18 protein-coding genes and 1 other RNA gene are annotated in these 16,701 nt (G+C 60.0%); 12 read left to right on the forward strand and 7 right to left on the reverse strand.

Features of this window, described 5'->3' with window-relative positions; all coding sequences use genetic code 11:
* Window positions 1–63: 63 nt before the first annotated feature.
* From rho to ACIOMO_RS22845, 5 genes are all read left to right on the forward strand, one after another.
* Entirely contained in the window at window positions 64–1,323 is a 1,260-nt protein-coding gene (rho, locus tag ACIOMO_RS22825; protein ID WP_401243718.1) for a transcription termination factor Rho, read from the forward strand.
* 196 nt (window positions 1,324–1,519) lie between these two features.
* Complete coding sequence (locus tag ACIOMO_RS22830) at window positions 1,520–3,517, forward strand: acyltransferase family protein (protein WP_401243720.1); 1,998 nt, start codon at window positions 1,520–1,522, stop codon at window positions 3,515–3,517.
* A gap of 69 nt (window positions 3,518–3,586) precedes the next feature.
* Entirely contained in the window at window positions 3,587–5,053 is a 1,467-nt protein-coding gene (gene ubiD / locus ACIOMO_RS22835; protein ID WP_034151998.1) for a 4-hydroxy-3-polyprenylbenzoate decarboxylase, read from the forward strand.
* Window positions 5,053–6,021: a CDP-6-deoxy-delta-3,4-glucoseen reductase gene (locus ACIOMO_RS22840; protein ID WP_159814342.1), complete on the forward strand. Its 969-nt coding sequence runs from the start codon at window positions 5,053–5,055 to the stop codon at window positions 6,019–6,021. The genes ubiD and ACIOMO_RS22840 overlap by 1 nt, the downstream gene beginning before the upstream one ends.
* Window positions 6,022–6,230: 209 nt before the next feature.
* Window positions 6,231–6,899, forward strand: coding sequence for a gamma-glutamylcyclotransferase (locus tag ACIOMO_RS22845; RefSeq protein WP_053124899.1), 669 nt, complete (start codon window positions 6,231–6,233; stop codon window positions 6,897–6,899).
* Here ACIOMO_RS22845 and glpT read toward each other — a convergent pair.
* On the reverse strand, window positions 6,875–8,224 hold the full coding sequence (gene glpT / locus ACIOMO_RS22850) for a glycerol-3-phosphate transporter (protein WP_053124897.1): 1,350 nt from the start codon (window positions 8,222–8,224) through the stop codon (window positions 6,875–6,877). The two genes, ACIOMO_RS22845 and glpT, sit on opposite strands and share 25 nt — an antisense overlap.
* A gap of 222 nt (window positions 8,225–8,446) precedes the next feature.
* Here glpT and ACIOMO_RS22855 point away from each other — a divergent pair, with 222 nt between their 5' ends.
* Window positions 8,447–9,076, forward strand: a complete 630-nt coding sequence (locus tag ACIOMO_RS22855) for a flagellar basal body-associated protein FliL (protein ID WP_401243723.1) — start codon at window positions 8,447–8,449, stop codon at window positions 9,074–9,076.
* A gap of 19 nt (window positions 9,077–9,095) precedes the next feature.
* On the opposite strand, the gene ACIOMO_RS22860 is transcribed toward ACIOMO_RS22855, so the two are convergent.
* Window positions 9,096–10,073 carry an NADPH:quinone oxidoreductase family protein gene (locus ACIOMO_RS22860; RefSeq protein WP_401243725.1) on the reverse strand — a complete coding sequence of 326 codons (978 nt, stop codon included), beginning with the start codon at window positions 10,071–10,073 and terminating at the stop codon, window positions 9,096–9,098.
* Window positions 10,074–10,223: 150 nt separating this feature from the next.
* Here ACIOMO_RS22860 and ACIOMO_RS22865 point away from each other — a divergent pair, with 150 nt between their 5' ends.
* A complete protein-coding gene (locus tag ACIOMO_RS22865) occupies window positions 10,224–10,631 on the forward strand; it encodes a flagellar basal body-associated protein FliL (RefSeq protein ID WP_053124890.1) in 408 nt (135 codons plus the stop codon).
* A 93-nt stretch (window positions 10,632–10,724) separates the two neighbouring features.
* On the opposite strand, the gene ACIOMO_RS22870 is transcribed toward ACIOMO_RS22865, so the two are convergent.
* The gene (locus ACIOMO_RS22870; protein WP_053124888.1) at window positions 10,725–11,174 is read right to left on the reverse strand and encodes an EVE domain-containing protein; all 450 of its coding nucleotides are present in this window, start codon (window positions 11,172–11,174) and stop codon (window positions 10,725–10,727) included.
* A gap of 197 nt (window positions 11,175–11,371) precedes the next feature.
* On the opposite strand from ACIOMO_RS22870, the gene ACIOMO_RS22875 reads away from it, so the two are divergent.
* Window positions 11,372–11,527 (forward strand): hypothetical protein, encoded by a 156-nt coding sequence (locus ACIOMO_RS22875; RefSeq protein ID WP_008081430.1) that lies wholly within the window; start codon window positions 11,372–11,374, stop codon window positions 11,525–11,527.
* Between the two features lie 34 nt (window positions 11,528–11,561).
* Here the strand turns inward: ACIOMO_RS22875 and ACIOMO_RS22880 are convergent, their stop codons facing one another.
* The 4 genes from ACIOMO_RS22880 to ACIOMO_RS22895 all read right to left on the reverse strand — a co-directional run bounded on the left by ACIOMO_RS22880 (window position 11,562) and on the right by ACIOMO_RS22895 (window position 12,979).
* Window positions 11,562–12,167, reverse strand: coding sequence for a 5-formyltetrahydrofolate cyclo-ligase (locus tag ACIOMO_RS22880; RefSeq protein WP_401243728.1), 606 nt, complete (start codon window positions 12,165–12,167; stop codon window positions 11,562–11,564).
* Window positions 12,168–12,246: 79 nt separating this feature from the next.
* Window positions 12,247–12,425: non-coding RNA, 6S RNA (gene ssrS, locus ACIOMO_RS22885), on the reverse strand.
* Window positions 12,426–12,455: 30 nt separating this feature from the next.
* The gene (locus ACIOMO_RS22890; protein WP_008081434.1) at window positions 12,456–12,773 is read right to left on the reverse strand and encodes a cell division protein ZapA; all 318 of its coding nucleotides are present in this window, start codon (window positions 12,771–12,773) and stop codon (window positions 12,456–12,458) included.
* On the reverse strand, window positions 12,770–12,979 hold the full coding sequence (locus ACIOMO_RS22895; RefSeq protein ID WP_007911197.1) for a TIGR02449 family protein: 210 nt from the start codon (window positions 12,977–12,979) through the stop codon (window positions 12,770–12,772). Before ACIOMO_RS22895 ends, ACIOMO_RS22890 begins: the two co-directional genes overlap by 4 nt.
* Window positions 12,980–13,109: 130 nt before the next feature.
* Here ACIOMO_RS22895 and ACIOMO_RS22900 point away from each other — a divergent pair, with 130 nt between their 5' ends.
* The 4 genes from ACIOMO_RS22900 to ACIOMO_RS22915 are packed head-to-tail and all read left to right on the forward strand — an operon-like array spanning window position 13,110 to window position 16,694.
* On the forward strand, window positions 13,110–13,670 hold the full coding sequence (locus ACIOMO_RS22900) for a YecA family protein (protein WP_053124884.1): 561 nt from the start codon (window positions 13,110–13,112) through the stop codon (window positions 13,668–13,670).
* A gap of 27 nt (window positions 13,671–13,697) precedes the next feature.
* The gene (pepP, locus tag ACIOMO_RS22905) at window positions 13,698–15,032 is read left to right on the forward strand and encodes a Xaa-Pro aminopeptidase (protein WP_401243730.1); all 1,335 of its coding nucleotides are present in this window, start codon (window positions 13,698–13,700) and stop codon (window positions 15,030–15,032) included.
* Window positions 15,029–16,216 (forward strand): 2-octaprenyl-6-methoxyphenyl hydroxylase, encoded by a 1,188-nt coding sequence (gene ubiH, locus ACIOMO_RS22910; RefSeq protein WP_053124880.1) that lies wholly within the window; start codon window positions 15,029–15,031, stop codon window positions 16,214–16,216. Before pepP ends, ubiH begins: the two co-directional genes overlap by 4 nt.
* Window positions 16,209–16,694, forward strand: coding sequence for a DUF4442 domain-containing protein (locus ACIOMO_RS22915; protein WP_053124878.1), 486 nt, complete (start codon window positions 16,209–16,211; stop codon window positions 16,692–16,694). The genes ubiH and ACIOMO_RS22915 overlap by 8 nt, the downstream gene beginning before the upstream one ends.
* Window positions 16,695–16,701 lie beyond the last annotated feature (7 nt).

The raw sequence follows: 16,701 nt of genomic DNA on the forward strand, positions 1-16,701 counted from the left end.
CGCGGCCTCATTAAGCCAAAAGCTAAAATTCCCCCCCACCATAAATGATTACGTCATTCCTATATGAATCTGACTGAACTCAAGCAAAAGCCGATTACCGAACTGCTCGAATTGGCCGAACAGATGGGCATAGAAAATATGGCCCGTTCGCGCACGCAGGACGTGATTTTCTCCCTGCTGAAAAAGCACGCTAAAAGCGGCGAGGAAATCTCCGGTGATGGCGTGCTGGAGATTCTCCAGGTCGGCTTCGGCTTCCTGCGCTCCGCTGACGCTTCCTATCTCGCCGGCCCAGACGACATTTACGTCTCGCCGAGCCAGATCCGCCGTTTCAACTTGCGCACCGGTGACACCATCGTTGGCAAGATTCGCCCTCCGAAGGAAGGCGAGCGGTATTTCGCACTGCTCAAGGTCGACACGATCAACTTCGATCGTCCGGAGAACGCGAAAAACAAGATTCTCTTCGAGAACCTGACCCCGCTGTTCCCGACCGTGCGCATGAAGATGGAAGCCGGTAACGGTTCCACCGAAGACTTGACCGGTCGTGTGATCGACCTGTGCGCCCCGATCGGCAAAGGCCAGCGTGGTCTGATCGTTGCACCGCCGAAAGCCGGTAAAACGATCATGCTGCAAAACATCGCAGCGAACATCGCCCGTAACAACCCTGAAGTTCACCTGATCGTGTTGCTGATCGACGAGCGTCCGGAAGAAGTAACCGAAATGCAGCGCACCGTGCGCGGCGAAGTGGTTGCCTCGACCTTCGACGAGCCGCCGACCCGTCACGTACAAGTGGCTGAAATGGTGATCGAGAAGGCCAAGCGCCTGGTCGAACACAAGAAAGACGTGGTGATCCTGCTCGACTCCATCACCCGTCTGGCCCGTGCCTACAACACCGTGATCCCGAGCTCCGGCAAGGTATTGACCGGTGGTGTCGATGCTCACGCCCTCGAGAAGCCAAAGCGTTTCTTCGGTGCGGCACGTAACATCGAAGAAGGCGGCTCGCTGACCATTATCGCCACCGCGCTGGTTGAAACCGGCTCGAAAATGGACGAAGTGATCTACGAAGAGTTCAAGGGTACCGGCAACATGGAACTGCCTCTGGATCGCAAGATCGCCGAGAAGCGCGTGTTCCCTGCGATCAACATCAACCGCTCCGGCACCCGCCGCGAAGAGTTGCTGACCGCCGACGACGAACTGCAGCGCATGTGGATTCTGCGCAAGCTACTGCACCCGATGGACGAAGTCGCAGCGATCGAGTTCCTGGTCGACAAGCTGAAAACGACCAAGACCAACGACGAGTTCTTCCTGTCGATGAAGCGCAAGTAACATCGCAGACTGAGCCGATAAAAATGGCGTCCCTACGGGGGCGCCATTTTTTTGCCCGTATTTTGTCCGGGCGAAGGGACGATGGCGATCTGGTAAGGTCTGTGCCTTGCAGAATGAGCAGCAACGTACGAGACCGTTTCCGGGTAAGAGAATCAGGCTGTACAAATAATAACCAACTGATTGGCATTCAAGATTTATGAGCACACTCGCTTATCGAAGGGATATCGACGGCTTGCGGGCCGTTGCGGTCATCGCCGTGGTCCTTTTCCACTTTGGCGTCCCGGGGTTTACCGGCGGTTTTGTCGGCGTAGACGTGTTCTTCGTGATTTCCGGCTACCTCATCACCTCGATCATCTGGAACCAGCGTCAGGCCGGGCGTTTCAGCTTCGTCGAGTTCTGGGCACGTCGTGCGCGGCGGATTCTGCCGGCGCTGTTTGCGATGATCGTCGCCGTGCTGGCGGTGGGCTGGTTCCTGATGGCGCCCAAGGATTACGAAGAGCTGGGGCGCTCGGTGCGTTATCAGGTGCTGTTCGTCTCGAACATTCTGTTTATGCGTCAGGACGGCTATTTCGACGTCGCGTCTGACCTCAAACCGATGTTGCACACCTGGTCGCTGGCGGTTGAAGAGCAGTTCTACATTCTCTTCCCGCTGCTACTGGCCGTCATGTCGAGTCGCCTCAAACACTGGCGACTGGCGCTGTTCGCGATTCTGCTGGTGTCCTTCGGCCTGAGCGTGTGGGCGGTCAGCCACCACCCGGAAAAAGCCTTTTTCCTGTTGCCGATGCGCGCCTGGGAGCTGCTCGCCGGTGCGATGCTGGCAGTCGCGCCGAAGCAGGCCTGGCGCATGAAGCCAATGGCTGCGCAACTGCTGAGTTTGCTCGGCATGGGCCTGATCCTGCTGGCGGTGTTCGGCTACGACAAGTCCACGCCATTCCCCGGTGCGGCGGCGTTGCTGCCGGTGCTGGGTGTGGTGTTGCTGATTTTCGCCAACGGTCATCGCGAGACGGTTGTTGGTCAATTGTTGAGCAGTAAGGTGATGGTCGGTTTCGGCCTGATTTCCTATTCCTGGTACCTCTGGCATTGGCCGGTGTTCGTGTTTTCCAGCTATGCCAGCGTCGAAGACACCACTGCGCTCGACAACGCCGGGTTGATCCTGCTGACGCTGGTGCTGGGTTACCTGTCGTGGAAATTCATCGAAACGCCGTTCCGCGAGCGCCGTTTGCTCGCCGGTCGTCGGCCGATTCTGATTGCCGGCGCGCTGGGCGTGCTGGTGCTGGCGCTGGCCGGGCAAACGCTGCGCTGGACCGATGGCTTGCCGTGGCGCTTGTCCGATCAGGCCCTGCAATATGCCAAGGGCCACGACTGGCGGCCGGAGTTGATGGCGTGTCTGGCGGACGACAAGACACCTGATGACAAACTGTTCTGTCATTACGGTGTGGCCGACGTGCCCGCGCAGGCGCTGGTCTGGGGCGACAGTCACGCCACGGCACTGATTCCGATATTCGATGACGGCGCGAAAGCCCACGACGTCAGCGTGATTCTCGCCAGTTCACCGGGCTGCATTCCGGTGGAAGGTCTGGAACATGGCCCGGTGTGCGCGCATTTCAATCGCCGGATCGAGCAGGCGTTGAAAGAGAAAACCGTCAGCGATGTGGTGCTGGTCGCGCGCTGGAGTCTGTATGTCTACGGTGCAGCCAATGGCGACCTGGGCCACGTCCTGCGGACTCCGGACGGTCGTTATGATCGCGCCTATGCCGAGCAACGTCTGGCCGACGGTCTGCGTGCGCGGGTTGCGCAATTGCGTGCCAGCGGCCATCGCGTCTGGCTGGTCAAAGAGGCGCCGTTGCAGCCCTACAGCCCGCCGTATCGCCTGACGCGATTGGCGATGCTCGATCGTTCGGTTGAAGGTGTTGGTCAGCAAGTCGCCATTCACCACGAGCGCCAGGTGTTTATCAGTCAGTTGTTCGCTGAGTTGGCCAAAGACCCGGCGGTGCGCATCGTCGACCCGGCGCCGCGCCTGTGTGACGACAAGGGTTTGTGTCACGCCGAGCTCGACGGCTACTCGCTGTACACCGACGACAATCACCTTTCGGAAGTCGGCGCGCGTCTGGTGGCGCCGATCATGGAACCGTTGTTCATTAACCTGCAACGCCAGGAAAACCTTGGCAAAGCCCAGACGAATGCAGCCAAGTAAGCAGCGACAGGCTGCCACAGGGCTGCATAGCAGGTAGGATGTACGCCTATTTTGAGGGTGCCATCGTCAATGAAATTCAAGGATCTTCGGGATTTCGTGCAGCAGCTTGAGCAGCGCGGAGAGTTGAAACGCATCCAGATTCCCGTCTCGCCGGTGCTGGAGATGACTGAGGTGTGTGACCGCACGCTGCGGGCCAAGGGCCCGGCGCTGCTGTTCGAAAAGCCCACCGGCTACGACATTCCGGTGCTCGGCAACCTGTTCGGCACGCCCGAGCGGGTGGCCATGGGCATGGGCGCCGAGTCGGTCAGCGAGCTGCGCGAAATCGGCAAGCTGCTGGCGTTCCTCAAGGAGCCGGAGCCGCCGAAGGGCTTGAAAGACGCGTGGTCGAAGCTGCCGATCTTCCGCAAGATCATCTCGATGGCGCCGAAAGTCGTCAAAGACGCGGTGTGCCAGGAAGTGGTCATTGAAGGCGACGACGTCGACTTGGCGATGCTGCCAGTGCAGACCTGCTGGCCCGGCGACGTCGGCCCGCTGATCACCTGGGGCCTGACCGTCACCAAAGGCCCGAACAAGGAACGCCAGAACCTCGGTATCTACCGTCAGCAAGTGATCGGCCGCAACAAGGTGATCATGCGCTGGCTCAGCCACCGTGGCGGCGCACTGGATTATCGCGAATGGTGCGAGAAGCATCCGGGCCAGCCGTTCCCGGTGTCCGTGGCCCTCGGCGCCGATCCGGCAACTATCCTCGGCGCCGTGACGCCGGTACCGGACAGCCTCTCCGAATACGCTTTCGCCGGTCTGCTGCGCGGTAATCGCACCGAACTGGTGAAGTGCCGTGGCAACGACCTGCAAGTGCCGGCCACTGCCGAAATCATCCTCGAAGGTGTGATCCACCCGGGCGAAATGGCCGATGAAGGCCCGTACGGCGACCACACCGGTTACTACAACGAAGTCGACAGCTTCCCGGTGTTCACCGTCGAGCGCATCACCCACCGGATCAAACCGATCTACCACAGCACCTACACCGGCCGTCCGCCAGATGAACCGGCGATTCTCGGTGTGGCGCTGAACGAAGTGTTCGTGCCGATTCTGCAAAAGCAGTTTCCGGAGATCACCGACTTCTACCTGCCGCCGGAAGGCTGTTCGTACCGCATGGCCATCGTGACCATGAAGAAGTCGTATCCGGGGCATGCCAAGCGCGTGATGCTCGGTGTCTGGTCGTTTTTGCGACAGTTCATGTACACCAAGTTCGTTATCGTCACTGACGACGATATCAACGCCCGCGACTGGAACGACGTGATCTGGGCCATCACCACGCGCATGGATCCCAAGCGCGACACGGTGATGATCGATAACACGCCGATCGACTACCTCGACTTCGCCTCGCCGATCTCCGGCCTGGGTTCGAAAATGGGCCTCGATGCCACCCACAAGTGGCCGGGCGAAACCACTCGCGAGTGGGGCCGCGTGATCGTCAAGGACGACGCCGTCACCCAACGGATCGATGCCATCTGGAATCAGTTAGGAATAGATTGATGCGTGTAACTCTGCAGCCCTCCGGAGCAGTGCTCGAGATACAGCCCGGTGAGCGGATTCTCGATGGTGCGCGGCGCCTGGGCTACGAATGCCCGCAAAGCTGCCGCAACGGCAATTGTCACGTGTGTGCGGCGCTGCTGGTTGAAGGCCGCGTCGAACAGGCCGGCAAGGTGCATGACCATGGCGAGTTCTACACTTGCATAGCCGAGCCGCTGGAAGACTGCATCCTGCTGTGGGATGGCGTGCTCGCGCTGGGAGAACTGCCGGTGCGCAGCCTGTCGTGTCAGGTTATTGAATGCCGCGATGTCGGTGGCGACACCTGGCGCGTGCGGCTGCGTGCGCCGGCAGGCAAACCACCGCGCTACCACGCCGGGCAATACTTGATGATCGAACGCGAGAACGGCGAGAAATCGGCGTTCTCCATGGCTTCGGCACCGCATGGCGGGCGTGATCTGGAAATCCATGTGCTGGCGCGCGAAGCCAGTGCACTGAGCCTGATCGAACAGCTGCAACGCAACGCGATGGTGCGCGTTGAGCTGCCATTCGGTGATACGCATCTGGCCGAGCTGCCGGACGGGCCGCTGGTGCTGGTCGCTGCGGGTACCGGCATGGGTCAGATTCACGCGCTGATCGAGCACTGCCGCGCTAACGGCTTCAAACATCCCGTGCATCTGTACTGGGGCGTGCGTCGTCCGGAAGATTTCTATGAGATCGAGCATTGGGACGAATGGCAGAAGTTGCCTAACCTGTTCCTGCACAAAGTCGTCAGCGATCAATGCGGTTGGGAAGGGCGCTGCGGCATGCTGCACGAAGCGGTTTGTGAAGATTTCCCCGATCTGAAACCGCTGCACGTCTACGCCAGCGGCTCACCGGCGATGGTCTACGGCACCCTCGACGCCTTGGTCGAAGCCGGGATGGACGCCCATCAAATGCGTGCCGACGTGTTTGCCTACGCCCCGCGCTCTTGAGCCGCGTTCCTGATTCGTTATAACTCTCTATATAGCCGATCGGTATTTATGTAATTGCATAAATACCGCTAGGTTATATATCAATCAGGCAATCAATTAAGAACTGTGCCATGGCACTCAAATTGCCTTAAAACATATGTGCCTTATTGTTACAGCGGTGCGTTCTATTAAGTAATTCTTTACCCGCGGGGAGCTGAACGCTATTCGCCATGAGCGCCATTGAAAACGCTTTTCTGAATCTGAATTACCCTCCGCGGCTCGATCTTGGGCCGCAGCTGACGCACGAACAACTTCTCGCTTCCATGCAATCGACCATGGCGCGCCACAAGGGCGGGCCGGTGTGGCTGTTCGCCTACGGTTCGCTGATCTGGCGGCCGGAATGTTCGGCGGTGGAGCGCGTTCGTGGACGTGTGCATGGCTACCATCGCGGCTTGTACCTGTGGTCGCACGAGCACCGTGGTACGCCGGAAATGCCCGGTCTGGTTTTTGGTCTGGATCGCGGCGGTTCGTGCAGCGGCTTCGCGTATCGCTTGCCGGAAGACAATCTCGATGCAGCGTTGTACGCCTTGTGGAAACGCGAGATGCCGGTGCCGTCCTATCGGCCACACTGGCTCAACTGCCGACTCGCAGATGGCAGTCAGGTGCAGGCTTTGGGATTTGTCTTGGAGCGGCACCTGCCCAGCTATGCCGGCAACTTGCCGGATCACGTGCTGAGTCAGGTGTTCGAAAGCGCCAGCGGGCGATACGGCACAACTCGCGATTATGTCGAGCAGACCGTACACGCCCTGCGCAGCCACGCCATGCCAGACCGAAATCTGGAGGCGCGGCTCAAGCGCTGTCAGTCACAGTGCGATCAAGCGACCGCTTCGCGACTCTGACTGGCGACTTGTTTGTGCCATAGCGTCGGGGCCAGGAAGGCCATCGCCAGCAGGCATGCGCCGATCAGCAGGACAAAACCACCGTCCCAGCCGAAATGGTCAACGGTGTAGCCCATCGCCGCACTGGCCGCGACCGAGCCACCGAGATACCCGAACAGACCGGTGAAACCCGCCGCAGTGCCGGCGGCTTTCTTCGGTGCCAGTTCCAGTGCCTGCAAACCGATCAACATCACCGGGCCGTAGATCAGGAAGCCGATCGAGACCAGCGCGATCATGTCGACGGTCGGGTTGCCGGCCGGGTTCAGCCAATAAACCAGCGTCGCCACAGTCACCAATGCCATGAACACCATGCCGGTCAGGCCACGGTTGCCACGAAAGATCTTGTCCGACATCCAGCCGCACAGCAGCGTGCCCGGTATACCTGCCCACTCGTAGAAGAAGTACGCCCACGAGGTTTTGTCGACGGTGAAGCCTTTGGCTTCCTTCAGGTACGTCGGCGCCCAGTCCAGCACGCCGTAGCGCAGCAGGTAGACGAAGACGTTGGCCATGGCGATGTACCAAAGCATTTTGTTGCGCAGCACGTATTTGACGAAGATCTCTTTCGCGCTGAATTCGTCTTCGTGGCTGGCGTCGTAGCCTTCCGGGTAGTCGTTCTTGTACTTTTCGATTGGTGGCAGGCCGACCGATTGCGGGGTGTCGCGCATGGTGATGAAGGCAAACACCGCTACGCCCAGCGCTACCGCTGCCGGTACATAAAACGCTGCGTGCCAGTCATTGAACAGGCCCATGCCGAGCAGGAACAACGGGCCGATCAGGCCACCGCCGACGTTATGCGCCACGTTCCACACGGACACCACGCCGCCGCGTTCTTTCTGCGACCACCAGTGCACCATCGTCCGTCCACTCGGCGGCCAGCCCATGCCTTGAGCCCAGCCGTTGATGAACAGCAGAATGAACATCATGGTCACGCTGGACGTTGCCCAAGGCGCGAAACCGAACACGAACATGACGCCCGCCGAAACCAACAGGCCGAACGGCAGGAAGAAGCGTGGGTTGGAGCGGTCGGACACCAGGCCCATGAGGAATTTCGACAAGCCATAGGCGATGGCAATTGCCGACATCGCCAAACCCAGATCGCCACGGCTGTAGCCTTCGTCGATCAAGTACGGCATGGCCAGCGAGAAGTTTTTGCGCAGCAGGTAATAACCCGCGTAGCCAATGAAAATACCAGCGAAGATCTGCCAGCGCAGGCGTCGGTAGGTGCTGTCTATTTGTTCTTCAGGCAATGGAGCCTGATGTGCGGCAGGGCGAAAGAAAGCAAACATTCAAGAGCTCCAGATTTCTTGTTTTGACTGCGGATGCGAATGTTACAGTTTCGTTACCGAAAATAGCACCGGTTCGCATCGGCAAAACAGCGGAAAATGTTGGAAGTCGCACGTTCCTTTACGAACCTGTCGCTCAGCTGTAAGAACAGGGCGTTTTTGTCGCGATCAGCGCGTTGTGTCTTAGACTCGCGCTCAATGAATGACTGATTGCAGAGATGAACCATGGCTCCGAATGTGCGCAGGTTATTGCCGAGGTTGCTGATGGTGGCCGTCGTCACCGTTTCGGTGCTGGTGCTGAGTTTCGCCCACGGTTCTGGCGCATCGGGGCTGCGTAACACCACCGTACTGATCGTCCGCCACGCGGAAAAACCGGACGTGGGCCGAGAGCTCAACGCCCAAGGCCAACAACGCGCCGCCGCCTACGCCGACTATTTCACCCCGCTGAAACTGGCTGACGAAACACTCACCCCGCAACGCCTGATCGCCACCGCCGACAGCCCACAAAGCATCCGCCCACGACAGACGCTGATCCCGCTGTCGCAACGCCTGCAACTGCCGATCGAACAACCCTTCGCCAACAACGACGTCGACAAACTGGTCAGCCAGTTACGCGACAGCAATCAGGCAAAAACCATCCTGATCGCCTGGCACCACGGCCACATCAACAAACTCATCGGCGCATTCGGCGGCAATGGCCCAGCGCTGATCGGCCAGCCGAAATGGCCGGTGGGGGTTTATGACTGGCTGATTGTTTTGCGTTTTGACGACAAGGGGCAGTTGGTGGAGTCGCGTAGCGAGAAGGTGCAGGAGCATTTGATGCCGGGCGACGTTGCGGCGTCGCCCGGCAGTTGATGGGTGTCCGTTTCTTTAGTTAGCGAACCTGCACCACAACCTTCCCCACAGCCTTGCGCTGCCCAAGGTCATTGATCGCCTGCGCCGCATTGCTCAGCGGATACACTTGCGACACCAGCGGCTTCAACTTGCCCTCGGCAAACCAGCCGAACAGTTGCTGAAAGTTCGCCGCGTTGTCCTGTGGCTGGCGTTGAGCGAAGGAGCCCCAGAACACGCCGAGTACCGCCGCGCCTTTGAGCAGGGCGAGGTTGACTGGCAGCTCGGGGATGCGTCCGCTGGCGAAGCCGACCACCAGCAGGCGGCCGTTCCAGGCGATGGCGCGGATGGCTTGATCGAACAGATCGCCGCCGACCGGATCGTAGATCACGTCGGCGCCCTGGCCGTCGGTGAGGCGTTTGATTTCGTCCTTGAGGCTGGCTTCGCTGTAGTTGATCAGTTCGTCAGCGCCGGCAGCCTTGGCCACCGCGAGTTTCTCGGCGCTGCTGGCGGCGGCGATGACGCGGGCGCCCATGGCTTTGCCGATTTCCACGGCAGCCAGGCCGACACCGCCGGACGCACCGAGCACCAGCAGGGTTTCGCCCGGTTGCAGGTTGGCGCGTTGCTTCAGCGCGTGCATCGAGGTGCCGTAAGTCATGCTGAAAGCGGCGGCGATGTTGAAGTCCATCGACGGCGGAATCGGCAGGACGTTATAGCCCGGCACCGCGACCTGTTCGGCGAAGCTGCCCCAGCCGGTCAGGGCCATGACGCGGTCGCCGACCTTGAGATGGCTGACCTTTTCCCCGACTTCGCGCACCACGCCCGCCGCTTCGCCACCCGGCGAAAACGGGAAGGGCGGCTTGAATTGATACTTGCCCTCGATGATCAGCGTGTCGGGGAAGTTGACCCCGGCGGCGTGCACGTCCAGCAGGATTTCGTTCTTCTTCGCGTCAGGACTGGCGACGTCTTCCAGCACCAGCGATTCGGCAGGGCCGAAGGCTTTGCACAGCACGGCTTTCATCAGGGCTATTCCTTTGGGAGTGATGGCCGATAAGTGTAGGTGTGTCAGTTAAAGGGTCAACGAGCATGCCCGACCCTGATAGTCAGCCATAAGCTTGTGCTTGCGCGGCGGGTCGTTATGCTAGGCCGCAAACCGGATAAGGAGCGAATTGTGAAAGCGTGGATCATGTTGTTGCTGGCCCTGTCTCTGCCTGTGGCAGCGCTGGCCGAAGAAGCCAAAGAAGGCGAAGCGCCGAAGGTCAGCTACATCAGCCTGAGCCCACCGTTCGTGGGTAACTACGGGTTGGACGGCACGCCGAAACTCAAGGTCTACAAGGCCGATGTGGCGCTGCGCGTGACCGGCGATGACGCAGCCAAACTGGTCAAGGCCAACGAGCCGCTGATCCGTAATCAACTGGTGGCGCTGTTTACTCAGCAGACGACCGAGGCGATGGGCAGCATCGAAGGCAAAGAGAAGCTGCGTCAGGAAGCGTTGAAGCAGACTCAGCAGGTGATGAATGATGAGACTGGGAAGCCGGTGGTTGAGGATTTGTTGTTCAACAACTTGATCATTCAATAAGCATTAAAGACAAAAGATCGCAGCCTTCGGCAGCTCCTACATTGGAATGCGGTTCCCTGTAGGAGCTGCCGGAGGCTGCGATCTTTTTGCGCGTCAGCGCAGGGCAAGCACCGCCGCCCACTGCTCTGGTGTGACCGGCATCACCGACAACCTCGAACCCTTCTGCACCAACGGCATCTCCGCCAGCGCCGTCTGCTGCTTCAGATAGTCCAGCTTCAACACTCGCGCAAACGTCTCGACGTGTTCAACGTCAATCGCACTCCACGCATTCTTCTCCGGCGTCGCCTTCGGATCGAAGTAATGACTCTCCGGCTCCAGCGCCGTCGGATCCGGGTACGCCGCTTCGATTATTTTGCCAATCCCGGCAATCCCCGGCTCCGGGCAGCTGGAATGATAGAAAAAGAACTCATCGCCCACCGCCATCGCCCGCAGGAAGTTGCGTGCCTGGTAGTTGCGAACCCCGTCCCAGCGCGCTTTGCCGAGTTTTTCCAGGCCCTTGATCGAGAGCTCGTCGGGCTCGGATTTCATCAGCCAATAGGCCATGTTTTGTTCTCCTGGCGGGATCAGTGGACAAGTTGTCAGGCAATTTTATGACAAACCGACAGTCGGTTGACGTCAGCGTTTGCGCAGCGGTTCGCGTTGCCGCAAAATGCCGGCCTTTAAAGCTTGACGCTGCTGCACGGCCTACAAACGGAAACCGCTGCTGTCATCGTGTTGATGTGCCTTGAGGGGGGCAATCGATGAAACGCAAACCGGATTTACTATGGACTTTGGTAATTTTGTTTGGCCTGGGCGTCGTGACCACCGGTTACGCGCAGAGTCTGTGGACAACCAAAGCTGACGCTCCAATCGAAGTCGCGCAACAGGTTCAACAGTCGACCGCGTTCAAGCGCTGAAACTGCACACCCGACGCCGCTGATCTGCGGCGTCCTATCCCGCGAAATACCACGCCTTGTCGCTGACCGTGCCTTGTAACGGTACATCCCAGCTCGCCTGCGCCAAACGATCGACCTTCTGACATTCATGGGCCAGCCCCAACAGCGTCGGCTTGCGCCAGCTTTTACGGCGCGCCAGATACGCCAGGCTGCGATCGTAAAAACCGCCGCCCATGCCCAGTCGCCCGCCGACATCGTCAAACCCCACCAACGGCAACAACACCAGATCCAGCGTCCAGACCTTGCGTTGCCGAGCCAGATTGGCGCGTGGCTCAAGAATGCGGAAGCGATTGGGTTTGAGTTTCTCGCCGGGACAAATGCGCTGGAAAACCATTTTGGTTCGCGGCCAGGCACTCAGCACCGGCAGATAAGTCGACTTGCCTCGACGCTGTGCTTCACGCAGCAGCAGGCGCGGATCGATTTCACCGTCGGTGGGTAAATACAGAGAGATGTGTTTGGCCCGGCGAAAGTGCGGGTCCTGCGCCAGTTGCCGGTACAGGCCTTTGGCGGCCTGGCGTTGCTCGCTTTTGCTCAGCGAGCGGCGCGCCTTGCGCAGCAGGCGGCGGAGTTGCGGGCGGGGCAGCAGCGCGGGTTCAGTCATGGTTCGGCTTCGGCAGGTTGGACGAAAACGTACGCATAAAAAATCCGATGGCGGTTTTCACCGACATCGGATTCGAATCAGGCTCCCCGGATGAACCGCTGTCAACTTAGCCCTTGAACCCGAAAGTTCAAGGTGGAAGATGCAGTAGACTTTAAGGCTTTCCGTCTAGCGGACATGCACACCAGCCCAACGTGCAACTTCCAGGGTAGTGCGAATCGGCTCAGGGACATCGTCAACTGGCAAGCACCCCAGGGAGTGCCGCGAGTATACCGCAAGCGGCCAGTCGAATCAGCCCTTGGTGTTGGTCTGATCGTCGGCGAGCACCAGATCGACACGATCGAGCAAGTCGCGCACCTGTTCACGGGTCGAACCGCTGGCCTGGATGTCCGGACGCTCTTCTTTGTGCAAGAGGTCGTGGGTGATGTTCAGCGCGGCCATCACGGCGATGCGATCGGCGCCGATGACTTTGCCGCTGCTGCGGATCTCGCGCATTTTGCCGTCGAGGTAGCGCGCGGCGCTGACCAGATTGCTGCGTTCTTCCTGTGGGCAGATGATCGAATATTCTTTATCGAGGATCTGCACGGTGACGCTATTGCTTGAACTCATGAGTCTTGCTCCAGGGCCTTGAGGCGCGAAATCATCGATTCGACCTTACGCCGGGCGATTTCGTTTTTTTCAATGAGGTGAGCGCGTTCCTCGCGCCAGGTCTTTTCCTGAGCTAGTAAGAGTGCGTTTTGACTCTTAAGTTGCTCGACTCGACCAATCAACAGTTCGAGTCTGGCCATCAGCGCTTGCAGGTCGGTGTCTTCCATTGTGTCCACTGAGTTGGAGTCTGTCTGATGGGATAGCTGGCGGACAGCCTTTAATAGTCTTGGCGAGTCTGTCGATGTAGGATACAAGGCCTTCATTCTAGACATAGCGCCGTCTGGCGCCTAGCTGCCCATGACCATTCAGAATTCCCCGTACCAAGCCTTCGCCACGCTGCTGACTTCCAGCGGCCACAACGTCTCGCCTGCCGAACTTCATGGCCTGTTGCTCGGACGCAGCTGCGCCGGCGCCGGTTTCACTGCCGAAGAATGGTTGATCGACGCTGCCGAACTGCTCGAAAGCGAGCCGCAGGACAACGTTCGCAACGCCTTGATCGGCCTGCAAGAGATGGTCAAAGGCGAACTGACCGGCGACGACGTTACCGTCGTTCTGCTGCTGCCGACCGATGACGCGCCGCTGGCCGAGCGCGCCGCTGCACTGGGCGAGTGGTGCCAAGGCTTCCTCAGCGGTTTCGGCCTGAACTGCCGCGACAGTAGCATGCTCAGCACCGAAGCCACCGAAGTGCTGCAGGATCTGGCGGCGATCTCCCAAGTGCAAGACGCTCTGGAAGAATCCGAAGACGGCGAGACCGACTACATGGAAGTCATGGAGTACCTGCGCGTCGCGCCGCTGCTGCTGTTCTCGGAAACCAAGAAAGCCGACGTGCCGCCAGCGGCCAAACCGTCGCTGCATTAATCGCGTGCCAGGGAAAGCCATCTGCCCATGACCCATATCCCCAAAGCGGAATACAGCCGTCGCCGCAAGGCCCTGATGGCGCAGATGGAACCCAACAGCATCGCGATCCTGCCCGCCGCCGCGGTCGCCATCCGCAACCGCGACGTCGAGCACGTCTACCGTCAGGACAGCGATTTCCAGTACCTCAGCGGGTTTCCCGAGCCGCAAGCCGTCATCGTCTTGATGCCCGGCCGCGAGCATGGCGAGTACGTGCTGTTCTGCCGTGAACGCAACGCCGAACGCGAATTGTGGGACGGCTTGCGCGCAGGTCAGGAAGGCGCGATCCGCGACTTCGGTGCCGACGACGCTTTCCCGATCACCGACATCGACGACATCCTCCCGGGCCTGATCGAAGGCCGCGACCGGGTGTATTCGGCGATGGGCAGCAACCCCGAATTCGATCGTCACCTGATGGACTGGATCAATGTGATCCGCTCTAAAGCGCACCTTGGCGCCCAGCCACCGAACGAATTCGTTGCCCTGGATCATCTGCTGCACGACATGCGCCTGTATAAATCGGCGGCAGAAGTGAAGGTGATGCGCGAAGCCGCGCGGATCTCGGCGCAAGCGCATATTCGCGCGATGCAGGCCAGTCGGGCCGGGCTCTACGAGTACAGTCTCGAAGCCGAACTCGACTACGAATTCCGCAAGGGCGGGGCGAAAATGCCCGCCTACGGTTCGATCGTCGCCGCCGGGCGCAACAGCTGCATCCTGCATTACCAGCAGAATGACGCGGTGCTCAAGGACGGCGATCTGGTGTTGATCGACGCCGGTTGCGAGATCGACTGCTACGCCAGCGACATCACCCGCACCTGGCCGGTTAACGGCAAGTTTTCCCCCGAACAGAAGGCGATCTACGAATTGGTCTTGGCCTCGCAGGAAGCCGCATTCGCTGAAATCGCGCCGAACAAGCATTGGAATCAGGCGCACGAAGCCACGGTTCGCGTGATCACCACGGGGCTGGTGAAACTTGGTTTGTTGCAAGGCGAGGTCGACGAGTTGATCGCCAGCGAGGCCTATAAAGCCTTTTACATGCACCGCGCCGGTCACTGGCTGGGCATGGATGTGCATGACGTCGGCGAGTACAAGGTCGGCGGCGAATGGCGCGTGCTCGAAGTCGGCATGGCGCTGACCGTGGAGCCGGGCATTTACATCGCCCCGGACAATCAGAACGTCGCGAAGAAATGGCGCGGCATTGGCGTGCGCATCGAGGACGACGTGGTCGTGACCAAAACAGGCTGTGAAATCCTCACCACCGGCGTACCGAAAACCGTCGCCGACATCGAAGCGCTGATGGCGCAAGCAAGGACACACGCGGCATGAGTCGAGTCAATCTGGCAATCATCGGTGGCGGTCTGGTCGGCGCCAGTCTGGCGTTGGCCTTGCAGGCCGGGGCCAAGGCGCGCGGCTGGAAGATCGTGCTGATCGAGCCGTTCGCCCCCGGCGACAGTTGGCAGCCGAGCTACGACGCGCGTTCGTCGGCGCTGTCCTTCGGCTCGCGACAGATTTATCAACGGCTGGGCGTGTGGCAGGAAATCTCCCGCCGCGCCGAGCCGATCAAACAGATTCACGTCTCCGACCGTGGCCGCTTCTCCACCGCGCGTTTGTCGGCGATGGAAGAGGGCGTACCGGCGCTCGGTTATGTGGTGGAAAACGCCTGGCTCGGCCATTGCCTGTGGCAGCACGTCGACAAAGACGTGATCAGTTGGCGCTGCCCGGCAGAAGTCACGCGCATGGAGCCGCTGGCCGACGGCTATCGCCTGACCCTCAACGATGAAACCACGCTGGAATGCGACCTCGCGGTGCTCGCCGATGGCGGTCGCTCCGGGCTGCGCGAGCAGTTGGGCATCAACGTGCGCCAGCGTCCGTACAACCAGAGCGCGCTGATCGCCAACATCACCCCGAGCGAAGCGCACAACGGCATGGCTTTCGAGCGCTTCACCGATGAAGGGCCAATGGCGCTGCTGCCGCTGCCGGAAAACCGCTGCGCCCTGGTCTGGACGCGTCTGGGCATGGACGCGCAGCGTCTGGCCGATTTGAGCGAGCGTGATTTCCTCAGCGAATTGCAGGGCGTGTTCGGTTATCGCCTCGGCACGCTGAAACAGGTCGGCGCGCGGCATTTATATCCGCTGACGCTGGTCGAGGCCGAAGAACAAGTGCGCTCACACCTGGCCGTGCTCGGCAATGCGGCGCACAGCCTGCACCCGATAGCCGGGCAGGGTTTCAACCTGTCGCTGCGGGATGCCGATGCACTGGCCGCTGCTTTGCTGGCCAGCGACAAACCGCTGGGCGATTTCGCCACGTTGCAGGCGTATCGCGAGCGTCAGCGTCTCGATCAGGATCTCACCGTCGGTTTCTCCGATCAGGTCACGCGCCTGTTCGGCAGCACGCAGCCGCTGGTGTCGCTGGGCCGTAATATCGGCTTGCTTGGCCTCGATTTGTTGCCCCCGGCCAAGCGCTGGTTTGCGCGTCAGGCCATGGGGTTGGGGACGCGTCCGGATGCTTAAGTGGTTGACTAAAAAATTCGGCAAGGCGCGGTTGATGCGCTGGGTCATGACCTTTTACCCGCCGTACCTCGGCGCTGGCGTGCGCGTTCGCCATATCAGCGATGACTTCCGCGACGTTCAAGTGTCGATGGGCCTCGGCTGGTACAACCGCAATTATGTCGGCACCCAGTTCGGCGGCAGTCTGTACTCGATGGTCGATCCGTTTTTCATGCTGATGCTTATGGAAAACCTCGGCTCGAAGTACATCGTCTGGGACAAGGCAGCGGATATCGATTTTATCGCGCCTGGCAAAGGCCCGGTGTTTGCGCGGTTCAGCATCGACGAGACACTGCTCGGCGAGATTCGCCGGCAGACCGCCAGTGGCGAGAAATACCTGCCGCAGTTGCAGGTCGACATTCATGACGGCGCCGGCAACCTTGTCGCGCGGGTCGGTAAAACCCTTTACGTGCGGCTCAAGCCGCAAGCGAGACAGGCTTAAAGCATGG

Source organism: Pseudomonas sp. NPDC087804 (genome assembly GCF_044742965.1).
Classification (GTDB): domain Bacteria; phylum Pseudomonadota; class Gammaproteobacteria; order Pseudomonadales; family Pseudomonadaceae; genus Aquipseudomonas; species Aquipseudomonas rustica.